The following is a 25,294-nucleotide window of genomic DNA, read 5'->3' on the forward strand; positions in this document are numbered from 1 at the left end:
AGGCGGTGTGCCAGACGACATCAACGTTGACTGGCACGACGCCTTCGCGGGCAAGTCGGATCGCCGCATCGCTCGCTCCTACAGGATCAGCGGGGGTCAGAAGGATTTGCTGATGCTTGCCACCACCGTGGCACTGCACACATCGTCGAAGCCCCAATTGCTAGTGCACTGGCTTTTCGACAGATCGGTGTCGATGTAACTCAAGCCCAGCATCACACCGGCCAGTTCATGAGTCAGTTTCACCTCCCATTCGCGGTACGAGTCTTCGGCATGGCCCGACATCGCGTACAGGTGCGGATCCTTGAAATCCATATTGCCGTATCGCAGTTTCAGGCCTGTGTCGTAAGGCAACTCGGTTTCATAGCCAACGTAGCTGTACAGCGAGCTCTGCTTGCTGTCGATCCCCGGCGCATCGGCGGAGTAATACGCCGCGAGTTTCACGCCGTAAGCGCTGAGGATTGCGTAGGTCTCGCCCTGGTTGAACTGACTTTCCTTGGGGTAAGCGTATTTGAGATAGCCGAGGTCCAGGCTGACCGCATCGGTCGCTTGCCAGAGCCAACCGGCGTAGTAATCGACCTCTTGCCGGGTCTTCAAACCGCCGCCGAAATCGACGTTTGAACTCCATGCGCCGAGGTACAGGCCGCTGCTGTGCGCCAGGGTCAAACCGGCCTGCACGGCAGGGTCGTTCTGGGTTTGGGAAATGCCACGGGTGCGGTAGTCGCTGGCCAGGGTCAGGTCGATCAGCAGGGCGAAGTCGTCATTCAAGGGCAGCGCCTGGCTGCTCAAAGGCAGCAAGCTCAAAGAACCGAGGGCGAACAAGGTGAAAGCTTTCATGGGGGGCGTCCCGTTATTGTGTTTTTTATGGGCGGTTTTTTTAAGGCAAGGCTGCGCCGAACCCCGACGTAAAACGCGAGGGGCGGGCAGGGGTTAATGCTGATTTTTTTAGAGAGTCGGTGCGTAGACTTCGCGGCCGGCGAACCAGGTTTGCAGCACCTGGGTGTCGTGCAGGGCTTTGTTATCGACGGTGAACACGTCACGGTCCAGCACGATGAAGTCAGCCTGCTTGCCGGGGCTCAGTGAGCCGATCTGCTTCTCCAGACCGATGGTGCGCGCAGCGTTCAAGGTGTAGGCGTAAAACATCGTTTCGCGGTCGATGCGTTCATCGGCATTGAGCACGCCCAGCGGGCCGTTCCGAGTGATCGCCTGGGCCATCGCGTTCCACGGATTGGGCGAGGACACCGGCCAGTCACTCGCACCGGCGAGGGCCGCGCCCTGTTTGAGCAACGAATGCGCGGGGTACTGATAGCGGAAGGCGAGCGCGCTGACATACGGCTTGATCATGTCCAGGGTGTACTCGTCGGCGCTGGCCCACAGCAATTGCATCGAGGCGATGACGTTGAGCGGTTTGAACCGCGCAAACTCTTTCGGGTTGACCATTTGCAGGTGGGTGATCGAGTGGGTCACGCCGCTCTGGCGATCCTTGCGCGCCTGGGCGATGCCGTTCAACGATTCACGCACCGCGCGGTCGCCGATGGCATGGATATGCACCAGCCAGCCACGCTGATCGATGGCGCTGACCAATTCACCGAAATGCTTCGGATCGATCAGCAACTCACCCTGTTTGTGCGAGTTGCTGTACGGATCGATCATCGCTGCGCTCTGCGCCGGGTATTCGATCACGCCGTCGGCGAAGATCTTGATACCGGGCAAGGTCAGGTTGGGGATGCCCTGGAATTGCTGGCGGACCTTGTCCAGGGTGTCGAGATCGGCCGGCACGCTTTTCGGGTTGGCCACCAACAATGCGGCGACGTGGGCGCTCATGCCGCCGGTTTCGGACAGCGCTTTGTACACCGGCAATACGCCGACGGTTTTTTCCGTGGGTTTGAGCGCGAACACCGGCTCGCCGGGCGCGGCGTTGGCGGCGGGGTCCATCCACGCGGTGATGCCCAGGCTGTTGTTGTAGCGCACGGCGGATTGCGCGGCTTTCAACATATCGGCGGGGCTCGGCACCGGCATCTTCGAGGCGACGCGATCCCAACCGGCGTCCACCAGGAAACCGTTTGGGCGGCCATCGGCGAGTTTGCCGATGGTGTCTTTCTCGGCGTCCGGCAATGACTTGAGCAGCGCCACATCAATCCCGGCGCGTTCGAGCATCACGTTGTTGGCCCACGCGGTGTGGTGATCGCTGCCGGTGAACACCACGGGCACATTGGCCCATTCGCCATTGTTGAATTTCTTGCCGAGCGCTTCAGCTTGGGCCCAATAAGTCGAACTCATGCCGGCCACGCTCAGCACATCGCCATGCCTGGCCTTGCCGTCATCGCGCCAGGTTTTCAGGCGTTTTTCCAGTTCGTCGAGGTCGACCACCTCGTCTTCCATGTTGGCCGAGACCATTTCCAGACCGCCGAAAACCGCGTGGGAATGGCTGTCGATCAGGCCGGGCATCAGGGCTTTTCCGCCGAGGTCGACGACTTTGGTGCCCGACTCGATCAAGGCCTTGATCTGCGCATCGCTGCCGACTTGCAGCACTTTGCCGTCCTGTACCGCCAGCGCCTGCACCTTCGGTTGGGCGCGGTCGGCGGTGAAAATCTTGCCATTGATCAGCACCAGATCGGCGGCTGCCATGGCTTCCATCGAGGCAAAACTGACGGCGGCCACCAATAGATTCGGAATGAATCTTTTCATTGAATGTTTCCTTGTTATTGCGTCTGATGGCCAGATTAGTGGCTTGTCACGGCAAGCAGAACGCCTTGCTCACGAAAAACGTTTTTGCCTGAATGGAAAAAGAATGGACAAGTTGGGTGCATTGAAAATGTTCGTGGTCACGGCGCAACTGGGCAGTTTCAGCCGCGCCGCCGAGCAACTGGGCAAGACCCCGTCGGCCTTGACCAAAGCGGTCAATCACCTCGAAGCGGAACTCGGCGCCCGGTTGTTCGAGCGCAGCACCCGGCGGATATTGTTGACGGAGTCGGGTCGTCTTTATCTGGAAACCGCGCGCCAGGTCTTGCAGCGGCTGGAGGAGGCCGGTGAGGAAATCGAGCAGTTGCAGCATGGCCTGCGCGGCAACCTGAAAATCACCGCGCCGCTGGCGTATGGGCAGGCTTTTCTCGATCAGGTGTGCGGCGGTTTTCTGGGGCAATACCCGCAGATCAACCTGCAAGTGGACCTGTGCGATGAGTTCGTCAATCTGCTGGAAAGCGGCTACGACCTGGCATTGCGCGAGGGGCATGACGACTTGCCGGGGTTGATCGCTCGCGTCGTCGGCAGCAATCGTCTGGCGTTGTGCGCCAGCCCTGAGTATCTGGCGCGCAAGGGGTTGCCGGTCACGCCGCACACCCTCGATGACCACGAATGGCTGCTCTATTGGCATCCGTTACTCAGCCGCGAATTCTGGTGGGCGGAGCGCGACGGACAGCGTTTGAGCCTGCCGCAACCGCAATCACCACGGTTGCGCAGCGACAATTACGACCTGCTGCTGGCCAATGCGCTGGCCGGGCGCGGTTTGCTGCACACGCCGTTGTGGAGTGCTGCGCCGTATCTGGCGGATGGCCGGTTGGTGCGGGTGATGGCCGATTACGACATCGATCCGGACAGCTTCGGCTCGTACATCCTGGCGGTTTACCCCAGTCATCGACGAGCCACCGCCAAAGTGCTGGCTTTCATCGATTACATCGCAGGGTTTCTGGCGTCTCGTGGTTTGAGTGGTGACTGCGGCGGATGATGCTGGCATTTCGATGTTTACGCGCATGCATTGGCCTGGATCTTCCTGTAGCAGCTGTCGAGTGAAACGAGGCTGCGATTTTTTAAAGAGCAAGATCAAGAGCTCGCAGCCTCGTTTCACTCGACAGCTGCTACAAGTCCTTGCCAGGAAAATGCCGAAAGAGTACAAATGTACTCCATGACGACTCTAACGCCCCGCCGTACTGCCATCCTGACCTTTATCCGCGATCGAATCGCGGAACACGGTCAGTCTCCGAGCCTCGCTGAAATCAGCGAGGCGTTTGGTTTCGCCTCCCGCAGCGTGGCGCGCAAGCATGTGCTGGCGCTGACCGAGGCCGGTTTTATCGAGGTCAATGCGCATCAGGCCCGGGGCATTCGTTTGCTCGGGCAACCGGCGCGACCTGAGTTGCTGGACATCCCGGTACTCGGTCGGGTCGCGGCGGGTGCGCCGATCGGTGCCGATGCCGAGGTGCACAGCCGCTTGCTGCTCGATCCGTCGATCTTCTCGCGAGTGCCGGACTACATGCTGCGGGTCCAGGGGGATTCGATGATCGAGGACGGCATTCTCGACGGCGACTTGGTGGGCGTGCACCGCAATCCCGAGGCGCTCAACGGCCAGATCGTCGTGGCGCGGCTCGACGGCGAAGTCACCATCAAGCGTTTCGAGCGGGTCGGCGACGTTGTCCGGTTGCTGCCACGCAACCCGGCCTACCAGCCGATCATCGTCGAGGCCAATCAGGACCTGGCCATCGAAGGGGTGTTCTGCGGTCTGGTGAGGCAAGGGTGATGGGCGCCGTCGTTGCGTTGGACACGCTGTTCAATGGCGGCCAGGTCTGGAGGGGCCGGCCTGCGCCACCGGCTGTCAGCCCGCAACCCACCGGGCATGCCGCGCTGGACGCAGCGTTGCCCACCGGTGGTTGGCCGGAAGCGGCGCTGACTGAAATCCTCCTGGCCGGGCAGGGCGTGGGTGAGTTGCAACTGGTGTGGCCGGCGCTGGCGCGGCTGTCGGCGGCGGGCGAACGTATCGTGCTGGTGGCGCCGCCTTACGTGCCGTATCCCCTGGCCTGGCAGAACGCCGGGGTCGATCTGCGCCAGTTGTCGATCATTCAGGCCAGCGAGCGCGATGCGCTGTGGGCAGCGGAACAATGCCTGCGTTCGGGCAGTTGCGGTGCGGTGCTGTGCTGGCCGCACAAGGCCGATGACCGTGCGCTGCGGCGCTTGCAGGTGGCGGCGGAAACCGGCTCGACCCTGGCGTTCGCCTACCGCTCGATCAACGAAGCCATCAACCCTTCGCCCGCCGCCCTGCGCATCGCCATCGATGCCAGGCCTGCGCAATTGCGCGTGCTCAAGTGTCGGGGCGGGTTGGCCCGCTCGGCGCCGATTGCCTTTCCCGTGGGGCATTGAGGTTGCCATGCGCTGGGTGTGCATTCTCTTCCCGCAATTGGCGCTGGACGCGGTACTGCGTCAGCGCCCCGATCCTGATGAGCCGTTGGCGCTGCTGACCGGCCCGGCGCAGCGTCGGGTGCTGCAAGCGGTCAACGCTCCGGCGCGGGCGCTGGGCTTGCGTCCGGGCCAGTCGATGACCGCCGCCCAGGCCTTGAGCAAAGGCTTTGTCACGGCCGAATACGACGTCGCCGAGATCGAACACTGGCAGCAGTTCCTGGCGGCATGGGCCTATCGCTTCAGCTCTCAGGTCAGCGTGCATTACCCGCGTGCCGTGGTGTTTGAAATCGAATCGAGCCTGGGGCTGTTCGGGCCCTGGCCGCAGTTCGAGGCGCGGTTGCGCGCTGAGCTCGGTGAGCTGGGCTTTCGTCACCGGATCGTCGCCGCGCCCAACCCGGTGGCCGCGCGGGTGTTGGCCAACGTGTATGACGGTTTGGTGGTGCCGGACGATCAAGCCTTGCGGTATCACCTGGGGCAGTTGCCCGTCGACCGGGTTGCCCTGGAACCGGCGGTAGCCACGGCGTTGTCGCGCATGGGGTTGCGTACCTTGAGTCAGGTGCAGGCGTTGCCGCGCAAGAGCCTGGCGCGACGTTTCGAGGCGCAGGTGCTCAAGCACCTGGATGCCCTGTTCGGTGAGCGGCGGCTGGCGCTGGCGTTCTACCTGCCGCCGGACCGGTTTGATGTGCGCATCGAACTCAATTTCGATGTGCAGTCCCATCAGGCGCTGCTATTTCCATTACGTCGCTTGACCGGCGATCTGTCGGCATTCCTCTGCGGCCGGGACAGTGGCGTGCAGCGTTTCGACCTGCACCTGGAGCACGCCGGTTTGCCGGACACGGTGATCAAGGTCGGCCTGCTCAGCGCCGAGCGCGATCCGGCGATGCTCTTCGAACTGGCCCGGGGGCGGCTGGAACAGGTCCAGGTCGCGGCCCCGGTGCGCGGTTTCCGGCTGCGCGCCGAAGACCTGCCGAGCTTCGTCCCGCAGCGTCAGGAACTGTTCGACGACCGTCCGCAGCAGTCCTTGCCCTGGGAGCAATTGCGCGAACGCCTGCGTGCGCGCCTTGGGGATGAGGCGGTGCATGGCTTGCGCTTTCAGGCCGATCATCGGCCAGAGTGCGCGTGGCAGGCGCGGGCCGACAGTCAACTTTGCGCGGGGTTGGCGGGGGTGCAGCGTCCGGGTTGGTTGCTGACGGAGCCGCAGGCCGTACACGAAGGCTCGACGCGGATCCTCATGGGGCCGGAGCGCATCGAGTCCGGCTGGTGGGACGGCGACGACGTGCGCCGCGATTACTACCTGATCGAAACCCGTTCCGGTCAGCAGGGCTGGGCCTACCGAGCGGTGGGTGAGGGCGGCCCGCTGTGGCTGCAAGGCTGGTTCGCATGAGCGTCGAGTATGCGGAGCTGCACTGCCTGTCGAACTTCAGTTTCCAGCGCGGTGCTTCCAGTGCCCTCGAGCTGTTTCAACGGGCGAAAAAGCACGGCTATCAAGCGCTGGCGATCACCGATGAGTGCACATTGGCCGGCATCGTCCGTGCTTGGCAAGCGGCCAAGTCGGTGGAGCTGCCGCTGATCATCGGCAGTGAAATACGCATCGAGGACGGCCCGAAACTGGTGCTGCTGGTGGAAAACCTCGAGGGTTACCAGACCCTGTGCGGGCTGATTACCCGAGCGCGGCGTCGCACGCAGAAAGGCCAGTATCAGGTGCTACGTGAGGACTTCAGCGAACCGATGCCGGGGCTGTTGGCGTTGTGGGTGCCGGACACGGTCGATGATGTTGCCAGCGGTCACTGGCTGAAACAGACGTTCACCGATTGCCTGTGGCTGGCGGTGCAGTTGCATCGCGGTCAGGACGACACCCGGCGACTGGACGCACTGCTGACCCTGGCGCGGGAACTGCGGATTCCAGCGGTGGCCAGTGGCGATGTGCACATGCACACCCGTGGGCGGCGCGCCTTGCAGGACACCATGACCGCGATCCGTCATCACCTGCCGGTGGCCGAGGCCGGGTTGCGCCTGCACCCGAACGGCGAGCGGCATGTGCGCAGCCTCGATGCCCTGCAATCGATCTACCCGCAAGCACTGCTCGACGAAACGCTGACCATTGCCCGGCGCTGCACTTTCGACCTTGACCAGTTGCGTTATCAGTATCCTCGCGAACTGGTGCCGGAAGGCCAGACGGCCACCTCATGGTTGCGGCAGCTGACCGACGAGGGGATCGCATGGCGCTGGCCAAACGGTCCGCAAGCCAAGGTGCTGGTGCAGATTGACAAGGAACTGGAGCTGATCACCGAGCTGGGTTATGAAAGCTACTTCCTCACGGTTCACGACGTTGTGCGGTTCGCCCGCGTGCAAGAAATCCTCTGTCAGGGCCGGGGTTCCGCCGCGAACTCGGCGGTGTGTTTTGCCTTGGGCATCACGGAAATCGACCCGGATCGCACCACGCTGTTGTTCGAACGCTTTCTCTCCAAAGAGCGCAATGAACCGCCGGACATCGACGTCGATTTCGAACACGAACGTCGCGAAGAAGTCTTGCAGTACGTGTTCCAGCGGTATGGCCGGACCCGCGCCGCGCTCACGGCGGTGGTCAGCACGTATCACGCGGCCGGCGCGGTGCGTGATGTGGCCAAGGCCTTGGGGTTGCCGCCGGATCAGATCAACGCCCTGGCCGATTGCTGTGGCCACTGGAGCGATGTAACCCCCCCCGTGGAGCGCCTGCTTGAAGGCGGTTTCGATCCCGAGAGCCCGGTGCTGCGCCGGGTGTTGAGTTTGACCGGGCAACTGATCGGTTTCCCTCGCCACCTGTCCCAGCACCCCGGCGGTTTCGTGATTTCCGAGCAGCCGCTGGACAGTCTGGTGCCGGTGGAAAACGCCGCCATGGCCGAGCGCACCATCATTCAATGGGACAAGGACGATCTCGACGCGGTGGGGCTGCTCAAGGTGGATATTCTGGCGTTGGGCATGCTCAGCGCGATTCGCCGTTGTTTTGATCTGCTGCGCCGTCATCGCAATCAGGACTTGAGCCTGGCGACGATCCCGGCCGAAGATTCGCTGACTTACGACATGATCGGCCGTGCCGACACCATCGGCGTGTTCCAGATCGAATCCCGGGCGCAGATGTCGATGCTGCCCAGACTCAAGCCCCGCAAGTTCTATGACCTGGTGATTGAGGTGGCCATCGTCCGTCCGGGGCCGATTCAGGGCGGGATGGTGCATCCGTATCTGCGCCGCCGGAACAAGGAAGAGCCCGAAACCTATCCCTCGCCGGAACTGGAAGTCGTACTCAAACGCACCCTCGGCGTACCGCTGTTCCAGGAACAGGTGATGCAGATTGCGATTGTCGCCGCCGATTACAGCCCCGGCGAGGCCGACCAATTGCGTCGCTCCATGGCTGCCTGGAAACGCCACGGCGGACTGGAACCGCACAAGGATCGGCTGGCCGCCGGGATGAAGAAAAACGGCTACACGGCCGAGTTCGCCGCGCAGATTTTCGAACAGATCAAGGGCTTTGGCAGCTACGGTTTTCCCGAGTCGCACGCCGCCAGTTTCGCCTTGCTGACCTACGCCAGTTGCTGGCTGAAATGCCATGAACCGGCGGCCTTCGCCTGTGCGCTGATCAACAGCTGGCCCATGGGTTTCTACAGCCCGGACCAGATTCTGCAGGACGCGCGCCGGCATCATTTGCAGATTCGCCCGGTGGACGTGCGCGCCAGTGACTGGGATTGCAGCCTGGAGCCGATCACCGGCGCGCAACCGGCGATTCGCATGGGGTTGCGGATGATCAAGGGCTTTCGCGAGGATGATGCCCGGCGCATCGAAGCGGCGAGGGCGAAGGGGATATTTGTCGACATCGCCGACCTGGGCGAGCGCGCGCGACTCGATGCCCGTGCCCAGGAGCAACTGGCGGATGCCGGTGCGTTGCGTGGCCTGGCCGGTGACCGTCATCGGGCGCGATGGGAAGTGGCGGGGGTGCACAAGCAACTCGGTTTGTTTGCCGGTCTGCCGAGTCAGGAAGAGCCTGCGATCTATCTGCCCAAACCCACCGTGGGCGAGGATTTGCTGGCGGACTACAACAGTGTCGGCACCACCCTCGGTCCGCATCCGCTGGCGTTGCTGCGCGGTGAATTGAAAGCCCGGCGCTGCCGTAGCTCGAAAGAACTGATGGAGGTCGAACACGGGCGACCGGTCAGCGTCGCCGGGCTGGTCACCGGTCGGCAACGTCCGGGTACTGCCAGCGGCGTGACCTTCGTCACCCTGGAAGACGAGTTCGGCAACATCAACGTCATCGTCTGGCGCGACCTCGCCGACCGACAGCGTCAGGTATTGGTCGGCTCGCAATTGCTCAAGGTCGATGGCCGCTGGGAAAAGGAAGGCGAGGTGCGGCACTTGATTGCCGGACGCTTGAGCGACTTGAGTCCCTTGCTGGACGGCATCAGCGTACGTAGCCGCGATTTCCGCTGATCCTTCATACCCCCGGAACCCTGTAGCAGCTGACGAGTGAAACGAGGCTGCGATCTTTTGACTTTGCTTTGTAAAAACCAGATCAAAAGATCGCAGCCTCGTTTCACTCGTCAGCTGCTACAGGGAAGTGTGCTGCCAAATCACTGGCGCCAATAAAAATTAAACACTGTTCTCGGTGATGGCACTTTGGCATAATGCCGGCCGCCGACGTCCCGCACGTCGATTATCGATTTGATTCCCCCTCGCTTTTTTCGCCGCTGCCCCCCGCAGCGGTTGGCTATTGCCGTGCCGGGATAAACCGTTTTTTCAGAAGGAATGCACAGTGAGAATGATCTCTCGGATGTTGGTATCGGCGGCAGCGATTGCCTTCTTGGGCGCAATAGCCGGGTGTGCGACCGAAAGCTCCCGCGCCTTGCCGATCGCAAAAGTCGAAAGCGCCAGTGTGGTTTATAACGGTGTTCGTGTACCCATGGCGGTCGGCAAGTTCGACAACCGTTCGAGCTACATGCGCGGGATCTTCTCCGACGGTGTGGATCGCCTCGGTGGTCAGGCCAAGACCATCCTGATCACTCACTTGCAGCAAACCAACCGCTTCAGCGTGCTGGACCGCGACAACATGGGCGAGATCCAGCAGGAAGCCGCGATCAAGGGCCAGTCCCAGCGCCTCAAGGGTGCTGACTTTGTGGTAACCGGTGACGTCACCGAGTTCGGCCGCAAAGAGACCGGCGATCACCAGCTGTTCGGCATTCTCGGTCGCGGCAAGACCCAGGTGGCCTACGCCAAGGTCAACCTGAACATCGTCAACATCAGCACGTCCGAAGTGGTTTATTCGACTCAGGGCGCGGGCGAGTACGCCTTGTCCAACCGTGAAGTCATCGGCTTCGGCGGCACCGCTGCCTACGATTCGACCCTCAACGGCAAAGTGCTCGACCTGGCCATGCGCGAGGCGATCAATCGCCTGGTGGACGGCATGAACGCCGGGGCATGGAAACCAAGTAACTGATCAAGGTCGATGACAAGGAGCGGTACAAGCATGTTCAAGACGTATGTTTCGTGGGCGCTGATGGCGTCGACATTGCTGGTCAGTGGCCTGCTGGCCGGTTGCGCCGGCCCGAAAACCCTTTACCAGTGGGAAAGCTACCAGCCGGAAGTCTACGAGTACTTCAAGGGTGAAGAACCCAAGGAAGCTCAGGCCGAGGCGCTGGAACGCGACCTGCAGAAGATCAAGTCCACCGGCAAGACTCCGCCGCCTGGCTACCACGCTCACCTGGGTCTGTTGTACCTGAGCATGGGCAAGGACGATCAGATGGTGCAGCAGTTCCGGACCGAGAAAACCCTGTTTCCCGAGTCGACGCCGTACATGGATTTTTTGCTTAAAAACGCCAAGACCGGAGACACCCAATGATCGCGCGCTCATTGAAACTGCTGGCCGGGCTGCTGGCGCTGGCCGTGCTCGGTGGCTGCGTCAGCCCCAAGACCGTGGACTATTCGGCGTACAAGCAAGCCCGTCCGAAAACCATTCTGGTGCTGCCGCCACTGAACAACTCACCGGACGTCAAGGCGTCCTACAGCATGTTGTCGCAGGTCACGTACCCGTTGGCGGAAGCCGGTTACTACGTGCTGCCGATCACCCTGGTCGATGAGACATTCCGCCAGAACGGCCTGACCACACCGGCGGATATTCACCAGGCTCCGGCCAACAAGCTGCAGGAAATCTTCGGTGCCGACGCAGCGCTGTACATCACGGTGACGGATTACGGCACTCGCTACATGATCATCAGCAGCGAAACCGTGGTGACCGCCACCGCGAAACTGGTGGACCTCAAGAGCGGCATCACCCTGTGGACCGGATCGGCCCGGGCTTCGAGCGAAGAGGGCGGCAACAACGGTGGCGGTAGTTTGGTGGGCATGCTGATTACTGCGGCGGTCAAGCAAGTGATCAACAGCTCCACCGATGCCGGCCACCCGATTGCCGGCGTGGCCAGTGCACGACTGCTGTCGGCCGGGCAACCCGCGGGCTTGCTGTACGGACCGCGTTCGCCGAAATACGGTACTGACTGATGTCCGCAATCCTGTAGCAGCTGTCGAGTGAAACGAGGCTGCGATCTTTTGACTTTGCTTTTAAAACAAGATCAAAAGATCGCAGCCTCGTTTCACTCGACAGCTGCTACAGGGTTTGGGTTCGTGGGCAGCGCTCTATTTGATTTCTGGCCAAAACCGCTCCCCACCCCCCGGTGCATCCGTCCACGCCTGCAACGACCGCGTCGGCAAATCAAAATAATCCCGGGTTCGCGCATAACCATGCCCACCCATGCGCCCGATCGCATCCAGCCCCAGCTGATCGATGTACAGGGTTTTCGGGTCGATCAATTCGTCCCGCACGTGCGCCATCAACACTTCCCCAAAGATAATCTCCCGCGACTGCCCGATGGACAGCGCCATCATCCGCCGACATTCCAACGCCACCGGCGCCTCGCCGATGCGCGGGCATTTGACCGTGGTGCCGGCAATTGCAGTAAGCCCCGCCGCCGTCAGTTCATCGAAGCCAGGCGCGAAGGGCACGGCGCACACATTCATCGCCTCCACCAGCGCATCGCTGACGATGTTGACGGTGAATTCCTGATTGAGCTGGATGTTGCGGGTCGTGTCCTTGGGGCTTCGATCGCCGTAGTTCTCCACGCCCAGCGCGAGGATCGGCGGGTCGGCGGACAGCGCATTGAAGAAGCTGAACGGTGCGGCATTGATCCGGCCTTCGCCATCAATGGTGGTGACCAGCGCAATCGGCCGTGGCACGACGCTGCCGATTAGAATTTTGTATTTGTCCCGCGCACTCAATGTGCTGAAGTCGAAGCTTTGCATAGGCGGACATCTCTAAAGAAGGGGATCAATCGCGCTCAGCGGCGCGTGTGCGCTGTAGTCGTCGGCGAACGGAATGGCCGGTTTGAACAGGGTTTTCCAGTCCGGTTGGCCAAAGGCCCGGTCGCTGTGGCTACGCATCAGTTTTTCGAATTGTTGTTGGGCCTGGCGTTGCAGGGCGGGGTAATCGATGCCCTGGACCTGGCCGTCCTGCATGACGCAACGGCCGTCGATGTAACTGGCGATGCAGTCATCGCCGCGACCGGCCAGCACCAGGTTTTTCAGCGGGTCGAACAACGGCCCCAGGTGCAAGCCGTGAAGGCTGAATACCGTGATGTCGGCTTTCGCTCCCGGCGCCAGGCGGCCGAGATCGCCGCGGCCCAAGGCTTTGGCGCCGCCGAGCGTGGCGGCGTTGTACATGTCCAGCGTGCTGGTCAAGGCCCCACCGCCCTCCATCAAACGGGCGATGTTCAAGCCCTGGCGCATGTTCTCCAGCAAATCCGCCGGCCAAGTGTCGGTGCCCAGGGCGAAGTTGATACCCTTGGCCCGATAACGACCAAAGGAATTCAGCGCCTCACCGTCGCGGGCAAACACCACCGGGCAATGCACCAGGCTTGCGCCGCCATCCACCACACGTTGCAGATCGTCATCGCCTGAGGTGTAGATGCCATGAGGTAGCAGGCTGCGCGGGGTCAGCAGGTCCAATTGCTGCAACCAGCGCAGCGGCGACATACCGCGCAGTTGCTCGACCATCGCCACTTCACCCAGCCCTTGGCAGCAATGCAGCCGCATCGGCGCGTTCAGTTCGCGACTCAGCGCGGCGGTGCGTTGCAGCAGCGCCGGGGTGCACGTCTGGATTCGATCCGGCAACAACGCGCCACGAATCAAACTGTCGTGTGCACCCTCGAAATCATGGAAAAACCGCACAGCCGCATCCAGCCCGGCCATTCCCCGCGCTTCATCCCAGTGATGCCCGAGGGTGCAATCGGCGCGCCAGTAACTCATGCCGCTCATGTAGCAGGGGCCGAGATAAGTCCGCAGCCCCAACTCGGCAGCCACTCCCGCCACGGCCGCAAATTCGTCGTAGGTCTCGGCCCACTCGCGGTAATACATCGAGGTGATCGGCATGGCCGTGGTGATGCCGTTGCGGATCAGTTGAGTGAAGGCGTAGCGGTATTTGAAGACTTCTTCGTCGGGGTTGAAACTCTCGCGCGGACCGGCCGACAGATACTCCTCGGACCACATGCGGCCCATGTCCCGTTCATTGCCGTTGTCCAGCGTCAGTACCGTGGAGTCCAGATCGCCCAACGCATCCAGATCGATGAAGCCCGGGCCGATCAGCGCGTTGCCGTAGTCGATCCACTGATCCACCGGTCCCGCATAATCACGCCCGACAAACTCGATGCGCGAACCTTCGAACACCACTTCGCCGTTGCGCCACAGCACGTGTTGCGTGCCGTCGAAACCGACCACGCAACTGGCTTTCAGACCGATGCGTTTCACAAGCGACTGTCCAGCAAACGGCCGCCCGTAGCGATTAGCTCACCGCCGCGATAAACCTGGCGCACGGGGCGTGAAACCACGGCTTCGCCCAACGTCTGCACCGGCATCAGCAGGAAGTCCGCCGGCCGGCCGATCTCCACGCCATAACCTTCAAGGCCCAGCGCCCGAGCACCATTCACCGTCGCCGCTTCGAACGCTGCCGCCAGTTCCTCGTCCTTGTTCAAATCAAAGCGGAACGCCAACAGCATCGCCCGTTCCAGCATGTCGCCGTTGCCCATCGGTGACCAGGCATCGCGAATGCCGTCCGAACCGAGGCAGACATTCACGCCTGTTTCGCGCAATGCAAGAAACGGCGGCACCGCGCAATCGGCCGGTGCCGAACTCATCAGCGAAATCCCCAGCGCCGCCAAGCGTTCGGCCAGCGGTTTGACCTGACTCCACGGCAACATCCCCAGGCAGTACGCGTGACTGATCATCACCTGACCCTGGCGTGCGAAACGCTCGGTGTAGTCAGCGATCAATGCGATTTGCCACAGGCCCAGTTCACCTTTGTCATGCAGGTGAATGTCGACACCACGGTCGAATTCGCTGGCCAGTTTGAAGACGAAGTCGAGTTGCGCGACCGGGTCGTTGTCGATGCCGCACGGGTCGAGGCCGCCGACGTTTTCCACGCCCAGCGCCATCGCTTCGCGCATCAATTTGGCGGTGCCGGGGCGGCTGATCAGGCCGGTTTGCGGAAACACCACCAGTTGCAGGTCGATCAGGTCGCGGTAGGTGTCACGCAGTTGTTGCATGGCCTCGACATGGCGCAGGCCGAATTCCGGGTCGATGTCGACGTGGCAACGCATGGTCAGCGAACCCCGGGCGATGCAGTTTTCCAGCAGCGCACTAGCGCGTTGGGCGATGGGCGCCTCGACTTCACGCAAGACGCGGCGCTCGTTGGCGATGTAGTCCTTGAGCGTCGGGCCGGCGCTGTTCGGGCGCCAGGGTTGGCCCCAGAGGGTTTTGTCGAGGTGGACATGGCTTTCGACCAGGGCCGGGGTGAGGAGCTGGTGTTGGCCGTCGATGTCGGTGGCGGTCAGCGGGGTGCTGGAGGCCGGGCGTCGATCGTTGAACAGGCCGTTTTCCAGCAATAGGTCTTCGGCGGAGGCACCGTAGGGCCGCACATTACGTAGCCAGCGGGGGTGGGTCATTGCATACCTCTGATTTTGTGTTGTCAGGGCGGGCCTCTTCGCGGGCAAGCCTCGCTCCTACAAGAACAGCGCCAAACCTGTAGGGGCGAGCGGTGCGGCGATCCGACTTGCCCGCGAAGGCCACGACTCGGTCTTGGATCAGCCCTTAAGCTTCGACCAAACCCGATCCTGCAGCTCCCGCGCCTTGTTGCTGCACTCTTTTTCCGGGCGCAGGCGCGAGGCGAATTCGTCGGGCATGTTGATGGCGTCCATGACTTTCCACTTGGCGTCGAGCAGCTTGTCGCTCTGGATGCCGTTGGCGTAGGCGATGGAGTTGGACACGGCGGCAGCGTTTTCCGGTTTCATCATCCAGTCGATGAAGATCTTCGCGTTGCCGGGGTGCGGCGCGCTTTTCGGCACGGCGAAGTTGTCCTGGAACATGGCCAGGCCTTCGCGCGGGTACACGTATTTGATGGTGCTCTTCTGCAACGTGGCGCGGGCGGTCGAGCCGTTCCAGTTCTGCATCATGATCACTTCACCGGAGGCCATGCGGTCGACGGTGTTGTCCGAGCTATACATCTTCAGGAACGGTTTCTGTTTTTGCAGCAGTTCGAGGATGCGCTTGGCGTCCTGCGGGTTTTCGCTGCATTCGTCGACGTTCAGGTAATGGCTGGCGGCGTTGATCACGCTGCTGGAGGTGTCGAGGGCGGCGAGTTGTCCTTGCAGTTCCTTGCGCGGTTCGAAGAACTCTTTCCACGAGTCATCGAGTTTGCCGCCCGGCACCCGTGCGCTGTCATAGGAAAACCCGGTGGTGCCCCACAAGTACGGCGCGGAGAACTTGCGGCCCGGGTCGAAGCTCGGGTCGCGGAACGCCGGTTTGACGTGCTGGAAGTTGGGCAGGGCGGCTGCGTCGATTTGCAGCAGCAGGTTCTGGTTGATCAAGGTGCGCATGATCGACTGCGACGGCACGATCACGTCATACGCCGCGCCACCGGCCTGCAACTTGGCCAGCAGGGTTTCGTTGCTGTCGTAGCCGTCCATGGTGACCTTGATTCCGGTCTCTTTTTCGAACTTGGCCAGCAGGTCGACCGGGTAGTAGTCGGTCCAGTTGTAGAAGAACAATTCCTTGGGTTCGGCAGCCTGGACGCTGAGGGCGGTGAAGCAGCTCAGGGCCAGACCGGTGACGGCGAAACACATGTTTTTCATTTTCATGTTTTTGTGCGCTCCAGGATTATTGGTTTTTGCCGCGCTGTCCCAGCCAGAAGGCCAGCACCACCAGCACGATGGAAATCAACAGCATCAGGGTCGAGATCGCGTTGATCTCCGGCGTCACGCCAGCCTTGATTGCCGAGAAGATGTACACCGGCAAGGTGGTTGAACCCGGCCCGGCGACAAAGAAGGTCATGATGAAATCGTCGAGGCTGACCACGAACGCCAGCACCGAACCGGACAACACCGCCGGCCACAACAGCGGCAACGTGACCCGACGAAACACCTGCCACGGGTTGGCGTACAAATCGTTCGCCGCCTCCAGCAGGCTCTTGTCCAGATCGTTCAAGCGTGCGCGGATCGGCAGGTAGGCGAAGGGAATGCAAAAACCGATGTGCGCGACGATCACCGTCAGCAAACCGAGTTTGATCCCCAGTGCCATGAACAGCAGCAGGGTGGCCACGGCGGTGACGATCTCCGGCAGGATCAGCGGCAGGTTGATCCCGCCCTCGACCATCTTCTGTCCATAGAACGGACGGTACGTCGCCAGCGCCGCGAGCAGCGCAATCGCCGTGGCGCAGACCGTGGCGATGCTGGCGACGATGATCGAGTTCAACGCCGCCGTTTGAATCGACGGGTTGGCCAGAATCCGTCCGTACCAGGCGAACGAGAACTCGGTCCACACCGTTGCCGAGCGGTTGGCGTTGAAGCTGTAGGCGATCAGGACAAAGATCGGCACGTACAGATAGGCCAGGATCAGCAGACTGACTTCGCGGGTGAGCGGCAGTTTTTTCAGGTGCAGGGCGATCATGCGGTGGCTCCCCAACGTAGCGTTTTGGCAGCGCTGCGGCTGTAGAGCGCGTAGCCCACCAGCGACAGCAACAGAATCCCCAGCAACAGGAACGACAGCGAACTGCCCAGCGGCCAGTTGCGCGCGGTGCCGAACTGTTGCTGGATCAGGTTGCCGATCATCAGCGTCTTGCCGCCGCCGAGAATCGCCGGGGTAATGAAGGCACCGAGGCTCGGCACAAACACCAGCAGCGCGCCGGCAATCACCCCCGGCATCGACAGCGGCAGAATGATCCGCTTCAGCGCATGCCAACGATTGGCACCGAGGTCGTAGGCGGCTTCTACCAGGCGCCAGTCGAGTTTTTCCAGGGTCGAGTAGATCGGCAGAATCATGAACGGCAGGAAGCTGTAGACCAGCCCGACGCTGACGGCGAAGTCGTTGTAGAGCAGGGTGATACCACCGGCCTGCGGGAACAGCGCGTTGAGGCTCTGGGCCACCCAACCGTGCTCGCGCAGGATGATCAGCCACGCATAGTTGCGGATCAGCAGGTTGGTCCAGAACGGAATGGTGATCAGCAGAACCATGAGGTTGCGCCGACGTGGCGTGAGGCTCGACATCCACAACGCCACCGGAAAACCGAACAGGAAACACAGCAACGTGGTGCCACCGGCCTGGAACACCGAGCGCAACAACGCCTGGGCGTAGACCCAGTTCAGCTCCAGTTCACCGTCGAATCCTTCCTGGAAAAACAGCTGCACGTAGCTGTGCAATTGCCAGTCGGCTTGCCAGTCGACGCCGCCATACACGTTGCGCGGCAGCAGGCTGATGTAGCCCATGATGCCCAGCGGAATGGCGATCAGCGCCAGCAAAGTCAGAACCACCGGGCTGAGCAACAGCGCACGGTTGAGGGCGGGAGAAATGCTGCTGACGCTCATCTCAGGCCTCCATCAACAGACAGGCGTGAGGCGGCAGATTGACCGCCACACGATCACCGACCACCCGGCCGCGGTTGAGGCCTTCGTTGTTCTCACGCAGCATGACTTTGATGTCGTTGTTCAAGCGGCATTGGTAAAGGGTCGCGGTGCCGACATACAACACCGCTTCGATCACGCCACGCAGGTGATGCGGTTGCGCTGGGTCCACTAGTTGCGAACGCTCCGGGCGGAAGGCCAATTGAACGGCCGCGCCGTCGAAGCCCTCGGCCGGGCAGGGGATTTCCACCGGCATGCCGCTCGGCACGAAGAGTTTTTCGTTCTGCTGGCCGCGCTTGAGATGACCGGGAAGGAAGTTGATGTCGCCGATGAACTGAGCGACGAACTGATGCTGTGGGCGTTCGTAAATGTCGTTGGGCGTGCCGATCTGCAGGATCTTGCCGGCGGACATCACGGCGATGCGGTCGGACAGGGTCAGCGCTTCTTCCTGATCGTGGGTCACGAAAATAAACGTGATCCCGGCTTCCTTCTGCACGCGCTTGAGTTCGACCTGCATTTCCTTGCGCAGCTTGAGGTCCAGCGCCGACAGCGGCTCATCCAGCAACAGCACTTTGGGTTTCGGCGCCAGGGCCCGGGCGAGGGCCACGCGTTGCTGCTGACCGCCAGACAATTCGGCCGGTTTGCGCTTGGCCAAGTGTTGCATTTGTACCAGCGCGAGCATCTCATCGACGCGCTGCGCAATTTGCTTGTGATCAAGACCCTGCATCTCGAGGCCGAAGGCGATATTCTGCGCGACACTCATGTGCGGAAACAGCGCGTAGCTCTGGAAGACGGTGTTGACCCGGCGCTTGAACGGCGGCAAATCATTGACTGGTTCACCCGCAAGACGGATCTCGCCTTCGCTGACATGCTCGAAGCCGGCGATGGTGCGCAGGAGGGTGGTTTTGCCGCAGCCGGAAGGGCCGAGCAGGGTGAAGAATTCGTTGTCGGCAATGTCGACTGAAACGTTGTCGAGGGCTGGAACCAGCCCCGGATCGTCGGAATACCGCTTAAAGACGTTACGCACTTCGATAGCTATTGGTTGACCCATAATGGTGCAATCCTCTAATTATTGTATGCAATATCTGGATGCAATCTACAAATAACCGGATTAACCTGCCCGTGCAACCCCCTTTTTCAAAGGCTGCTCATCGCCTGGGGCCGGTTGTTTAGCGCAAAAGGAGGGTTGAAATGACCGAGAAGAAACTCGAAACCACGGTCGACCGTGTCTACCAAGGGGTTTACGAGGCGATCAGCAAACGTTCGTTGCGTCCCGGGATGAAGCTTGGTGAGGCGTCGCTGGCCGAACTTTTTAATGTCAGCCGCACGTCGGTTCGTGCCGCACTCAAGCAATTGGAAGCGGATGGGTTGGTGACCACCGAGCCCAATAAAGGGGCGTCGGTGTCGTTGCCCAGCGACGAAGAGATCCGCTCGCTATTCGAAACCCGGCGGTTGGTCGAGATCGGCATCGTCAGCGAACTCTGCCGTCGTCGTGACACCGCGGTGTCCCAGGACCTGCGCGATCATCTGTTACTAGAGGATGAAGCGCACCGCAGCGGCGACCATGAACGGCTGATTCATTTGCTCGGGGAGTTCCACATCAAGCTCGCACGAAGCCTGAACAACCCGGTGCTGCTGGACTGGTTCCAGAAGCTGATTTCCCGCGCCTCGCTATACGCCGCCGCGTTGGATGACGACAGCCACGAGGCGTGCCGCGACGACGAACACTTGCGGCTGATCGAGTACATCGAGGCCGGTAATCAGAGCGCGGCCATCGAACTGACCTGCATGCATTTGAATGGCATCGAGAAGGCCATCCTCGACGTCGCTGCCACACTGAAAACCGGCTATCACCCGCTTAAGCACCTGATCGAGGTTTAATGGTTGCCCCGCGATATCTGTAGCAGCTGCCGAGCAGCGCGAGGCTGCGTTCGGCTGCGAAGCAGTCGTAAAACCTGAACGCACGGTCTATCTCATGCACCGGGTTGTCTGAATTCACGACTGCTTCGCAGCCGAACGCAGCCTCGCGCTGCTCGGCAGCTGCTACAGGGTTCTTTGCATGGCCACTCAACAAGAATCTACAGATCAAGAATCGGCTAACCTCTATGAAACCATTGACGTCGATGGTGCTCGAAACAAACGGGCCTGCGCCGTCCTCGCTTCATTGCGATCTCGCAAGCCAGTCAATCACAGGGACATAAAGCCAGTCGATGCAGTTTCTTTCTGATAGCCACGGGTGTGCCGGCTGGAACGGTGAAATGGCCGGGCGCATCCGTGCGTTCGACTGGAGCCGGACCGAGCTTGGAACCATCGACGCCTGGCCCGCCAGTCTGTGCAGCGCGGTGCAGATGATGCTCGCGTCCCCGCTGCCGATGGTGATGCTCTGGGGACGGGCGGGCTACATGATCTATAACGATGCCTACTCGGTGTTTGCCGGTGGCCGTCATCCGTATCTGCTGGGTGCTCCGGTGGAGCTGGGCTGGCCGGAAGTGGCCGAGTTCAATCGCCATGTCGTCGACACCTGCCTGGCAGGCGGCACCTTGTCTTATCGCAATAAAGAACTGGTGCTGCTAAGGAACGGGATCCCTGAAGACGTCTGGATGGACCTCTATTACAGCCCGGTGGCAAATGATGAAGGGACGCCGGCCGGGGTCCTGGCGATAGTGGTCGACACCACTGAACATGTAATTTCCGAACGTCGTCGCCAGCAAGCCGAAGATGCTTATCGCGCCGACAACGAACGTGTGCGCCTGGCGCTCAATGCCGGGGCTTTGCTCGGCTCGTTCGTCTGGGACATCAAGGGCAATGTGCTGTCCGGCGACGAGCGCTTTGCCCGGACTTTTTCCTATCCCGCCGAACAGAACCTGGCCGACCTGTGCACCGACATCGCCGAAGCAAAGATTCATCCCGACGACCGCAATTGGGTCCAGGAACAGGTCAGTCAATCAGTGGCAACCGGCGAGCCCTTCAATGCCGAGTACCGGGTCCTGCGCCCCGACGGCAGTTATCTGTGGGTGCAGGCCAGTGGGTGTTGCGAGTTCGACGATCAGGGCGAGCCATTCCGTTTTCCCGGGGTGTTGATCGACATTCACGAACGCAAGATTGCCGAAGAGTCCTTGCTCAAATTCACCCGCAACCTCGAGCAGCGCGTGGCCGACGAAGTCGATGCGCGGCTGGCGGCTGAAGAACAACTGCGCCAATCGCAGAAGCTCGAAGCCATCGGCGGCCTCACCGGAGGTGTGGCCCACGACTTCAATAACCTGCTGCAGGTGATCGCCGGCAACTTGCACTTGCTGGCGCGGCATGAGCCGGACAACGCCAACGTGCAGCGCCGGGTCAGTGCATCAATTGCGGCCGTCGAGCGCGGCGCCAAACTGTCTTCTCAACTGCTCGCGTTTGCCCGACGCCAACCGTTGTCGCCGGCAGTGTGCGATCCACAACAGATCTTCGAAGGCCTGGGCGAGCTGTTGCAGCGGGCGCTGGGGGAAACCATCCAGATCGATGTGCAGGTGCCGCAGGCACCCTGGCACATCAACGTCGACCGCAACCAACTGGAAAACGCGATTCTCAACCTGGCGATCAATGCCCGTGACGCCATGCAGGGCGAAGGGACCATCGAACTGAGCACCGAGAATGTGGCGCTCGACCGTAAATTCTGTTCCGGCAAGGGCATCGTGGCGGGCGATTATGTGCGAGTCGCGGTTGCCGATACGGGCGCTGGCATGTCACCCGAAGTGCTCGGACAGGCGTTCGAGCCGTTTTTCACCACCAAGGCCGACGGTCAGGGCACGGGGTTGGGGCTGAGCATGGTGTTCGGCTTCGTCAAACAGAGCGGCGGGCACATCGAAATCTCCAGCGTCGTCGGGCAGGGCACTCGGGTGCAGCTTTACTTCCCACGCAGCTTGCGCGCGTTGCCCAGTGAACCAACGCAGCGGGATTTACCTCGCCGGGGCGGGCACGAAAGCATTCTGGTGGTGGAGGACAACGAAGCGGTGCGCAGCTCGGCGGTGGAGTTACTGCGCGAAGAGGGCTATCAGGTCCTGACCGCGGCCAACGGCGACCAGGCGATGCAGATGTTGCTGGAGGGCGTGGGGGTGAACCTGATTTTCACCGATGTGGTCATGCCCGGCCTGATCAAAAGCTCGGACCTGGCGGCCTGGGCCAAGGTGCAAAATCCCCCGGTGGCGGTGCTGTTTACCTCCGGCCATACCCGAGACATCATTTCGCGCAATCACCAACTCAGCCCCGATACCCATCTGCTGAGCAAACCGTATGGGCCCGAGGCACTGACACACATGATCCACACCGTCCTCAGCGGCTGACCACATCCAGTGCGGGACTATTCCCTGTGGTAGTGAACCTTTGTGGCGAGGGGGCTTGCCCCCGTTGGACTGCGCAGCAGTCCCATTTTTAGGGCCGCTTCGCGACCCAACGGGGGCAAGCCCCCTCGCCACAAAGGCTCGCTCCCACAGGGGTTTTGTGTTTTTTCTGTAATCTGACTAAGGCTACCCGATGACGTCCAGTCGCACCTCCAATCCTCCTTCCGGCATGGTCAGGGTACGCGGTGCCCGGGAACACAACCTCAAGAACATTGACGTCGACATTCCCCGGGACGCATTGGTGGTGTTCACCGGGGTCTCGGGTTCGGGCAAGTCGTCGCTGGCGTTTTCCACGCTGTATGCCGAAGCACAACGCCGCTATTTCGAATCCGTGGCGCCGTATGCGCGGCGTCTGATTGATCAGGTCGGTGTGCCTGACGTGGATTCCATCGAAGGCCTGCCACCGGCCGTGGCCCTGCAACAGCAGCGCGGCACGCCGAGTACGCGGTCTTCGGTGGGCAGCGTGACAACGCTGTCGAGCCTGATCCGCATGCTGTATTCCCGGGCCGGCAGCTATCCGCCGGGGCAGCCGATGTTGTATGCCGAGGACTTTTCGCCCAACACACCTCAAGGCGCCTGCCCCGAATGTCATGGTTTGGGCCGAGTCTATGAAGTCACCGAAGCCCTGATGGTCCCGGACCCGAGCCTGACCATCCGCCAACGCGCGGTGGCTTCCTGGCCAACGGCGTGGCAAGGGCAGAACCTGCGCGACATCCTGGTGACGATGGGCTACGACGTCGACAAACCCTGGCGCGATCTGCCGAAAAAACAGCGGGACTGGATCCTCTTCACCGAGGAAACACCGACCGTTCCGGTGTATGCCGGGCTCAGCCCTGAAGAAACCAAAGTCGCGCTCAAACGCAAAATGGAGCCCAGCTACCAGGGCACGTTTACCGGTGCCCGACGCTACATCCTGCATACGTTTAGTCATTCGCAAAGTGCGTTGATGAAGAAGCGCGTCGCGCAATTCATGCTCGGCAGCCCGTGCCCGTTGTGCGACGGCAAACGGCTCAAGCGCGAGGCGTTGTCGGTGACCTTTGCCGGCTACGACATCGGCGAGCTGTCGCAGATGCCGTTGCTGCAAGTGGCCGAGGTGCTGAAACCGGTGGCGGTCCACAGTTACCTGGAACAGGCCGAGGAGGCGGGCGAGGTGTTGACTCACCGCCAGACCCGCGAGGCCCGCGAACAGCGCGTAGCCCACGGCGCCAGCGCTCATGCCAACGCGCCGGACGTGCGGCACACGCCTAACCTGTCGGTGGAGAAACGCCTGGCCGCGCAACGGATCGCCCAGGACTTGCTGGAGCGGGTCAGCACCCTGACCGACCTGGGTCTGGGTTATCTGGCCCTGGAGCGCAGCACGCCGACGCTGTCGTCCGGCGAGTTGCAGCGGCTGCGTCTGGCGACTCAATTGGGCTCGCAATTGTTCGGCGTGATCTACGTGCTGGATGAACCGTCCGCCGGTCTGCACCCGGCGGATGGCGAAGCGCTATTCGAAGCGCTGCAACGCTTGAAAGCTGCCGGCAACACGCTGTTTGTGGTTGAACACGATCTGGAAACCATGCGACGTGCGGACTGGCTGATCGATGTCGGCCCGGCGGCGGGTGAGCATGGCGGGCGGATTCTGTACAGCGGACCGCCGCAAGGGCTGGTCGAGGTCAAGGACTCCCAGACCCGCGCCTACCTGTTCGCCGAGCAGGTCACTGACGCCAGAACCGGCCGCAAACCGACCGATTGGCTGCGCCTGGAAGGCATCACGCGCAATAACCTGAACGACCTCAGCGTCGAGTTTCCTCTGGGATGTTTTACCTCGGTGACCGGCGTTTCCGGTTCCGGCAAATCAAGCCTGGTCAGTCAGGCCTTGCTGGAATTGGTGGGGGCGCATCTGGGACGTGGTGCCAGTGCCAGCGAACCGGAAGAGTTGAGCCTTGAGGACGATGCGCCGCAAGTCAGCGGCGGTCAGGTCACGGCCGGGCTGGAATCGATCAAGCGCCTGGTGCAGGTCGATCAGAAACCCATTGGCCGCACGCCGCGCTCGAACTTGGCGACGTACACCGGGCTATTCGATAACGTGCGCAAACTGTACGCCGCCACGCCCCAGGCGCAGGCCGAAGGTTATGACGCCGGGCAGTTCTCCTTCAACGTCGCCAAGGGCCGTTGCCCGACCTGCGAAGGCGAGGGTTTTGTCAGCGTTGAGTTGCTGTTCATGCCCAGCGTCTATGCCCCGTGCCCGACCTGTCATGGCGCTCGCTACAACCCCGAGACGCTGGCGATCATCTGGCAAGGGTTGAACATTGCCCAGGTGTTGCAGTTGACGGTGGACGAAGCGGTCGAGGTGTTCGCCGAGCAACCGGGCATTCGCCGATCCCTGGAAGTGCTGCGGGATATCGGCCTGGGCTATCTGCGTCTCGGCCAGCCGGCCACCGAGCTCTCGGGAGGCGAAGCCCAGCGCATCAAACTGGCGACCGAGCTGCAACGCAACCAGCGTGGGGCGACGTTGTATGTGCTCGACGAACCGACTACCGGTTTGCATCCACGGGACGTTGACCGACTGCTTGAACAGTTGAATACGCTGGTGGCGGCGGGGCACACGGTGATTGTGGTGGAGCATGAAATGCGCGTGGTTGCGCAGAGCGACTGGGTGATCGATATCGGGCCGGGGGCGGGGGATCAGGGCGGCAAGATTGTCGTTGCCGGCACGCCGCAGAAAGTGGCCAGGAGCAAGAAGAGCCGGACGGCTCCGTTTTTAGCCCGGACACTTTCCCTGTAGGAGCGAGGCTTGCCCGCGAATGAAGC

General features: G+C 61.6%; 20 protein-coding genes. 11 read left to right on the top strand and 9 right to left on the bottom strand.

The features are described from left to right. Positions 1-96 precede the first annotated feature (96 nt). Both ACYZT6_RS11055 and ACYZT6_RS11060 read right to left on the bottom strand, forming a co-directional pair. On the bottom strand, positions 97-834 hold the full coding sequence (locus tag ACYZT6_RS11055) for a TorF family putative porin (RefSeq protein WP_462026912.1): 738 nt from the start codon (positions 832-834) through the stop codon (positions 97-99). Positions 835-942: 108 nt separating this feature from the next. Next, complete coding sequence (locus ACYZT6_RS11060) at positions 943-2,685, bottom strand: amidohydrolase (protein WP_462026913.1); 1,743 nt, start codon at positions 2,683-2,685, stop codon at positions 943-945. A gap of 103 nt (positions 2,686-2,788) precedes the next feature. On the opposite strand from ACYZT6_RS11060, the gene ACYZT6_RS11065 reads away from it, so the two are divergent. The 8 genes from ACYZT6_RS11065 (at position 2,789) to ACYZT6_RS11100 (ending at position 11,682) form a co-directional block, all read left to right on the top strand. Continuing rightward, entirely contained in the window at positions 2,789-3,721 is a 933-nt protein-coding gene (locus ACYZT6_RS11065) for a LysR family transcriptional regulator (protein ID WP_462026914.1), read from the top strand. A 168-nt stretch (positions 3,722-3,889) separates the two neighbouring features. Then, positions 3,890-4,507: a transcriptional repressor LexA gene (lexA, locus tag ACYZT6_RS11070; RefSeq protein WP_462026915.1), complete on the top strand. Its 618-nt coding sequence runs from the start codon at positions 3,890-3,892 to the stop codon at positions 4,505-4,507. After that, positions 4,507-5,124 carry a translesion DNA synthesis-associated protein ImuA gene (gene imuA, locus ACYZT6_RS11075; protein WP_462026916.1) on the top strand — a complete coding sequence of 206 codons (618 nt, stop codon included), beginning with the start codon at positions 4,507-4,509 and terminating at the stop codon, positions 5,122-5,124. The genes lexA and imuA overlap by 1 nt, the downstream gene beginning before the upstream one ends. Positions 5,125-5,131: 7 nt before the next feature. After that, on the top strand, positions 5,132-6,547 hold the full coding sequence (locus tag ACYZT6_RS11080) for a Y-family DNA polymerase (protein WP_462026917.1): 1,416 nt from the start codon (positions 5,132-5,134) through the stop codon (positions 6,545-6,547). Next, positions 6,544-9,621: an error-prone DNA polymerase gene (locus ACYZT6_RS11085; protein ID WP_462026918.1), complete on the top strand. Its 3,078-nt coding sequence runs from the start codon at positions 6,544-6,546 to the stop codon at positions 9,619-9,621. Before ACYZT6_RS11080 ends, ACYZT6_RS11085 begins: the two co-directional genes overlap by 4 nt. A gap of 328 nt (positions 9,622-9,949) precedes the next feature. Continuing rightward, a complete protein-coding gene (locus tag ACYZT6_RS11090) occupies positions 9,950-10,624 on the top strand; it encodes a CsgG/HfaB family protein (RefSeq protein WP_462029934.1) in 675 nt (224 codons plus the stop codon). A gap of 60 nt (positions 10,625-10,684) precedes the next feature. Further along, positions 10,685-11,026, top strand: coding sequence for a DUF4810 domain-containing protein (locus ACYZT6_RS11095; RefSeq protein WP_370654478.1), 342 nt, complete (start codon positions 10,685-10,687; stop codon positions 11,024-11,026). Continuing rightward, positions 11,023-11,682, top strand: a complete 660-nt coding sequence (locus ACYZT6_RS11100) for a DUF799 domain-containing protein (RefSeq protein WP_462026919.1) — start codon at positions 11,023-11,025, stop codon at positions 11,680-11,682. The genes ACYZT6_RS11095 and ACYZT6_RS11100 overlap by 4 nt, the downstream gene beginning before the upstream one ends. 135 nt (positions 11,683-11,817) lie before the next feature. Here ACYZT6_RS11100 and ACYZT6_RS11105 read toward each other — a convergent pair whose 3' ends face one another. The 7 genes from ACYZT6_RS11105 to ACYZT6_RS11135 form a co-directional block, all read right to left on the bottom strand. Continuing rightward, positions 11,818-12,480 carry a flavin reductase family protein gene (locus ACYZT6_RS11105; protein ID WP_462026920.1) on the bottom strand — a complete coding sequence of 221 codons (663 nt, stop codon included), beginning with the start codon at positions 12,478-12,480 and terminating at the stop codon, positions 11,818-11,820. Positions 12,481-12,492: 12 nt separating this feature from the next. Further along, positions 12,493-13,980, bottom strand: a complete 1,488-nt coding sequence (locus ACYZT6_RS11110; protein ID WP_462026921.1) for an amidohydrolase family protein — start codon at positions 13,978-13,980, stop codon at positions 12,493-12,495. Then, positions 13,977-15,173 carry an amidohydrolase family protein gene (locus ACYZT6_RS11115; protein ID WP_462026922.1) on the bottom strand — a complete coding sequence of 399 codons (1,197 nt, stop codon included), beginning with the start codon at positions 15,171-15,173 and terminating at the stop codon, positions 13,977-13,979. Before ACYZT6_RS11115 ends, ACYZT6_RS11110 begins: the two co-directional genes overlap by 4 nt. Before the next feature lie 138 nt (positions 15,174-15,311). Beyond that, positions 15,312-16,364, bottom strand: a complete 1,053-nt coding sequence (locus ACYZT6_RS11120) for an extracellular solute-binding protein (protein WP_462026923.1) — start codon at positions 16,362-16,364, stop codon at positions 15,312-15,314. 19 nt (positions 16,365-16,383) lie between these two features. Then, complete coding sequence (locus tag ACYZT6_RS11125; protein WP_461958577.1) at positions 16,384-17,172, bottom strand: ABC transporter permease; 789 nt, start codon at positions 17,170-17,172, stop codon at positions 16,384-16,386. Next, a complete protein-coding gene (locus tag ACYZT6_RS11130) occupies positions 17,169-18,086 on the bottom strand; it encodes an ABC transporter permease (protein WP_462026924.1) in 918 nt (305 codons plus the stop codon). The genes ACYZT6_RS11125 and ACYZT6_RS11130 overlap by 4 nt, the downstream gene beginning before the upstream one ends. 1 nt (position 18,087) lies before the next feature. Next, on the bottom strand, positions 18,088-19,173 hold the full coding sequence (locus ACYZT6_RS11135) for an ABC transporter ATP-binding protein (protein WP_462026925.1): 1,086 nt from the start codon (positions 19,171-19,173) through the stop codon (positions 18,088-18,090). A gap of 140 nt (positions 19,174-19,313) precedes the next feature. Here ACYZT6_RS11135 and ACYZT6_RS11140 point away from each other — a divergent pair, with 140 nt between their 5' ends. The 3 genes from ACYZT6_RS11140 (at position 19,314) to uvrA (ending at position 25,268) form a co-directional block, all read left to right on the top strand. Next, positions 19,314-20,003 (top strand): GntR family transcriptional regulator, encoded by a 690-nt coding sequence (locus tag ACYZT6_RS11140; RefSeq protein WP_462026926.1) that lies wholly within the window; start codon positions 19,314-19,316, stop codon positions 20,001-20,003. 329 nt (positions 20,004-20,332) lie between these two features. Further along, the gene (locus ACYZT6_RS11145) at positions 20,333-22,444 is read left to right on the top strand and encodes a hybrid sensor histidine kinase/response regulator (RefSeq protein ID WP_462026927.1); all 2,112 of its coding nucleotides are present in this window, start codon (positions 20,333-20,335) and stop codon (positions 22,442-22,444) included. 190 nt (positions 22,445-22,634) lie between these two features. Further along, a complete protein-coding gene (uvrA, locus tag ACYZT6_RS11150) occupies positions 22,635-25,268 on the top strand; it encodes an excinuclease ABC subunit UvrA (protein ID WP_462026928.1) in 2,634 nt (877 codons plus the stop codon). Positions 25,269-25,294 lie beyond the last annotated feature (26 nt).

This window comes from Pseudomonas sp. RT6P73 (genome assembly GCF_054897715.1).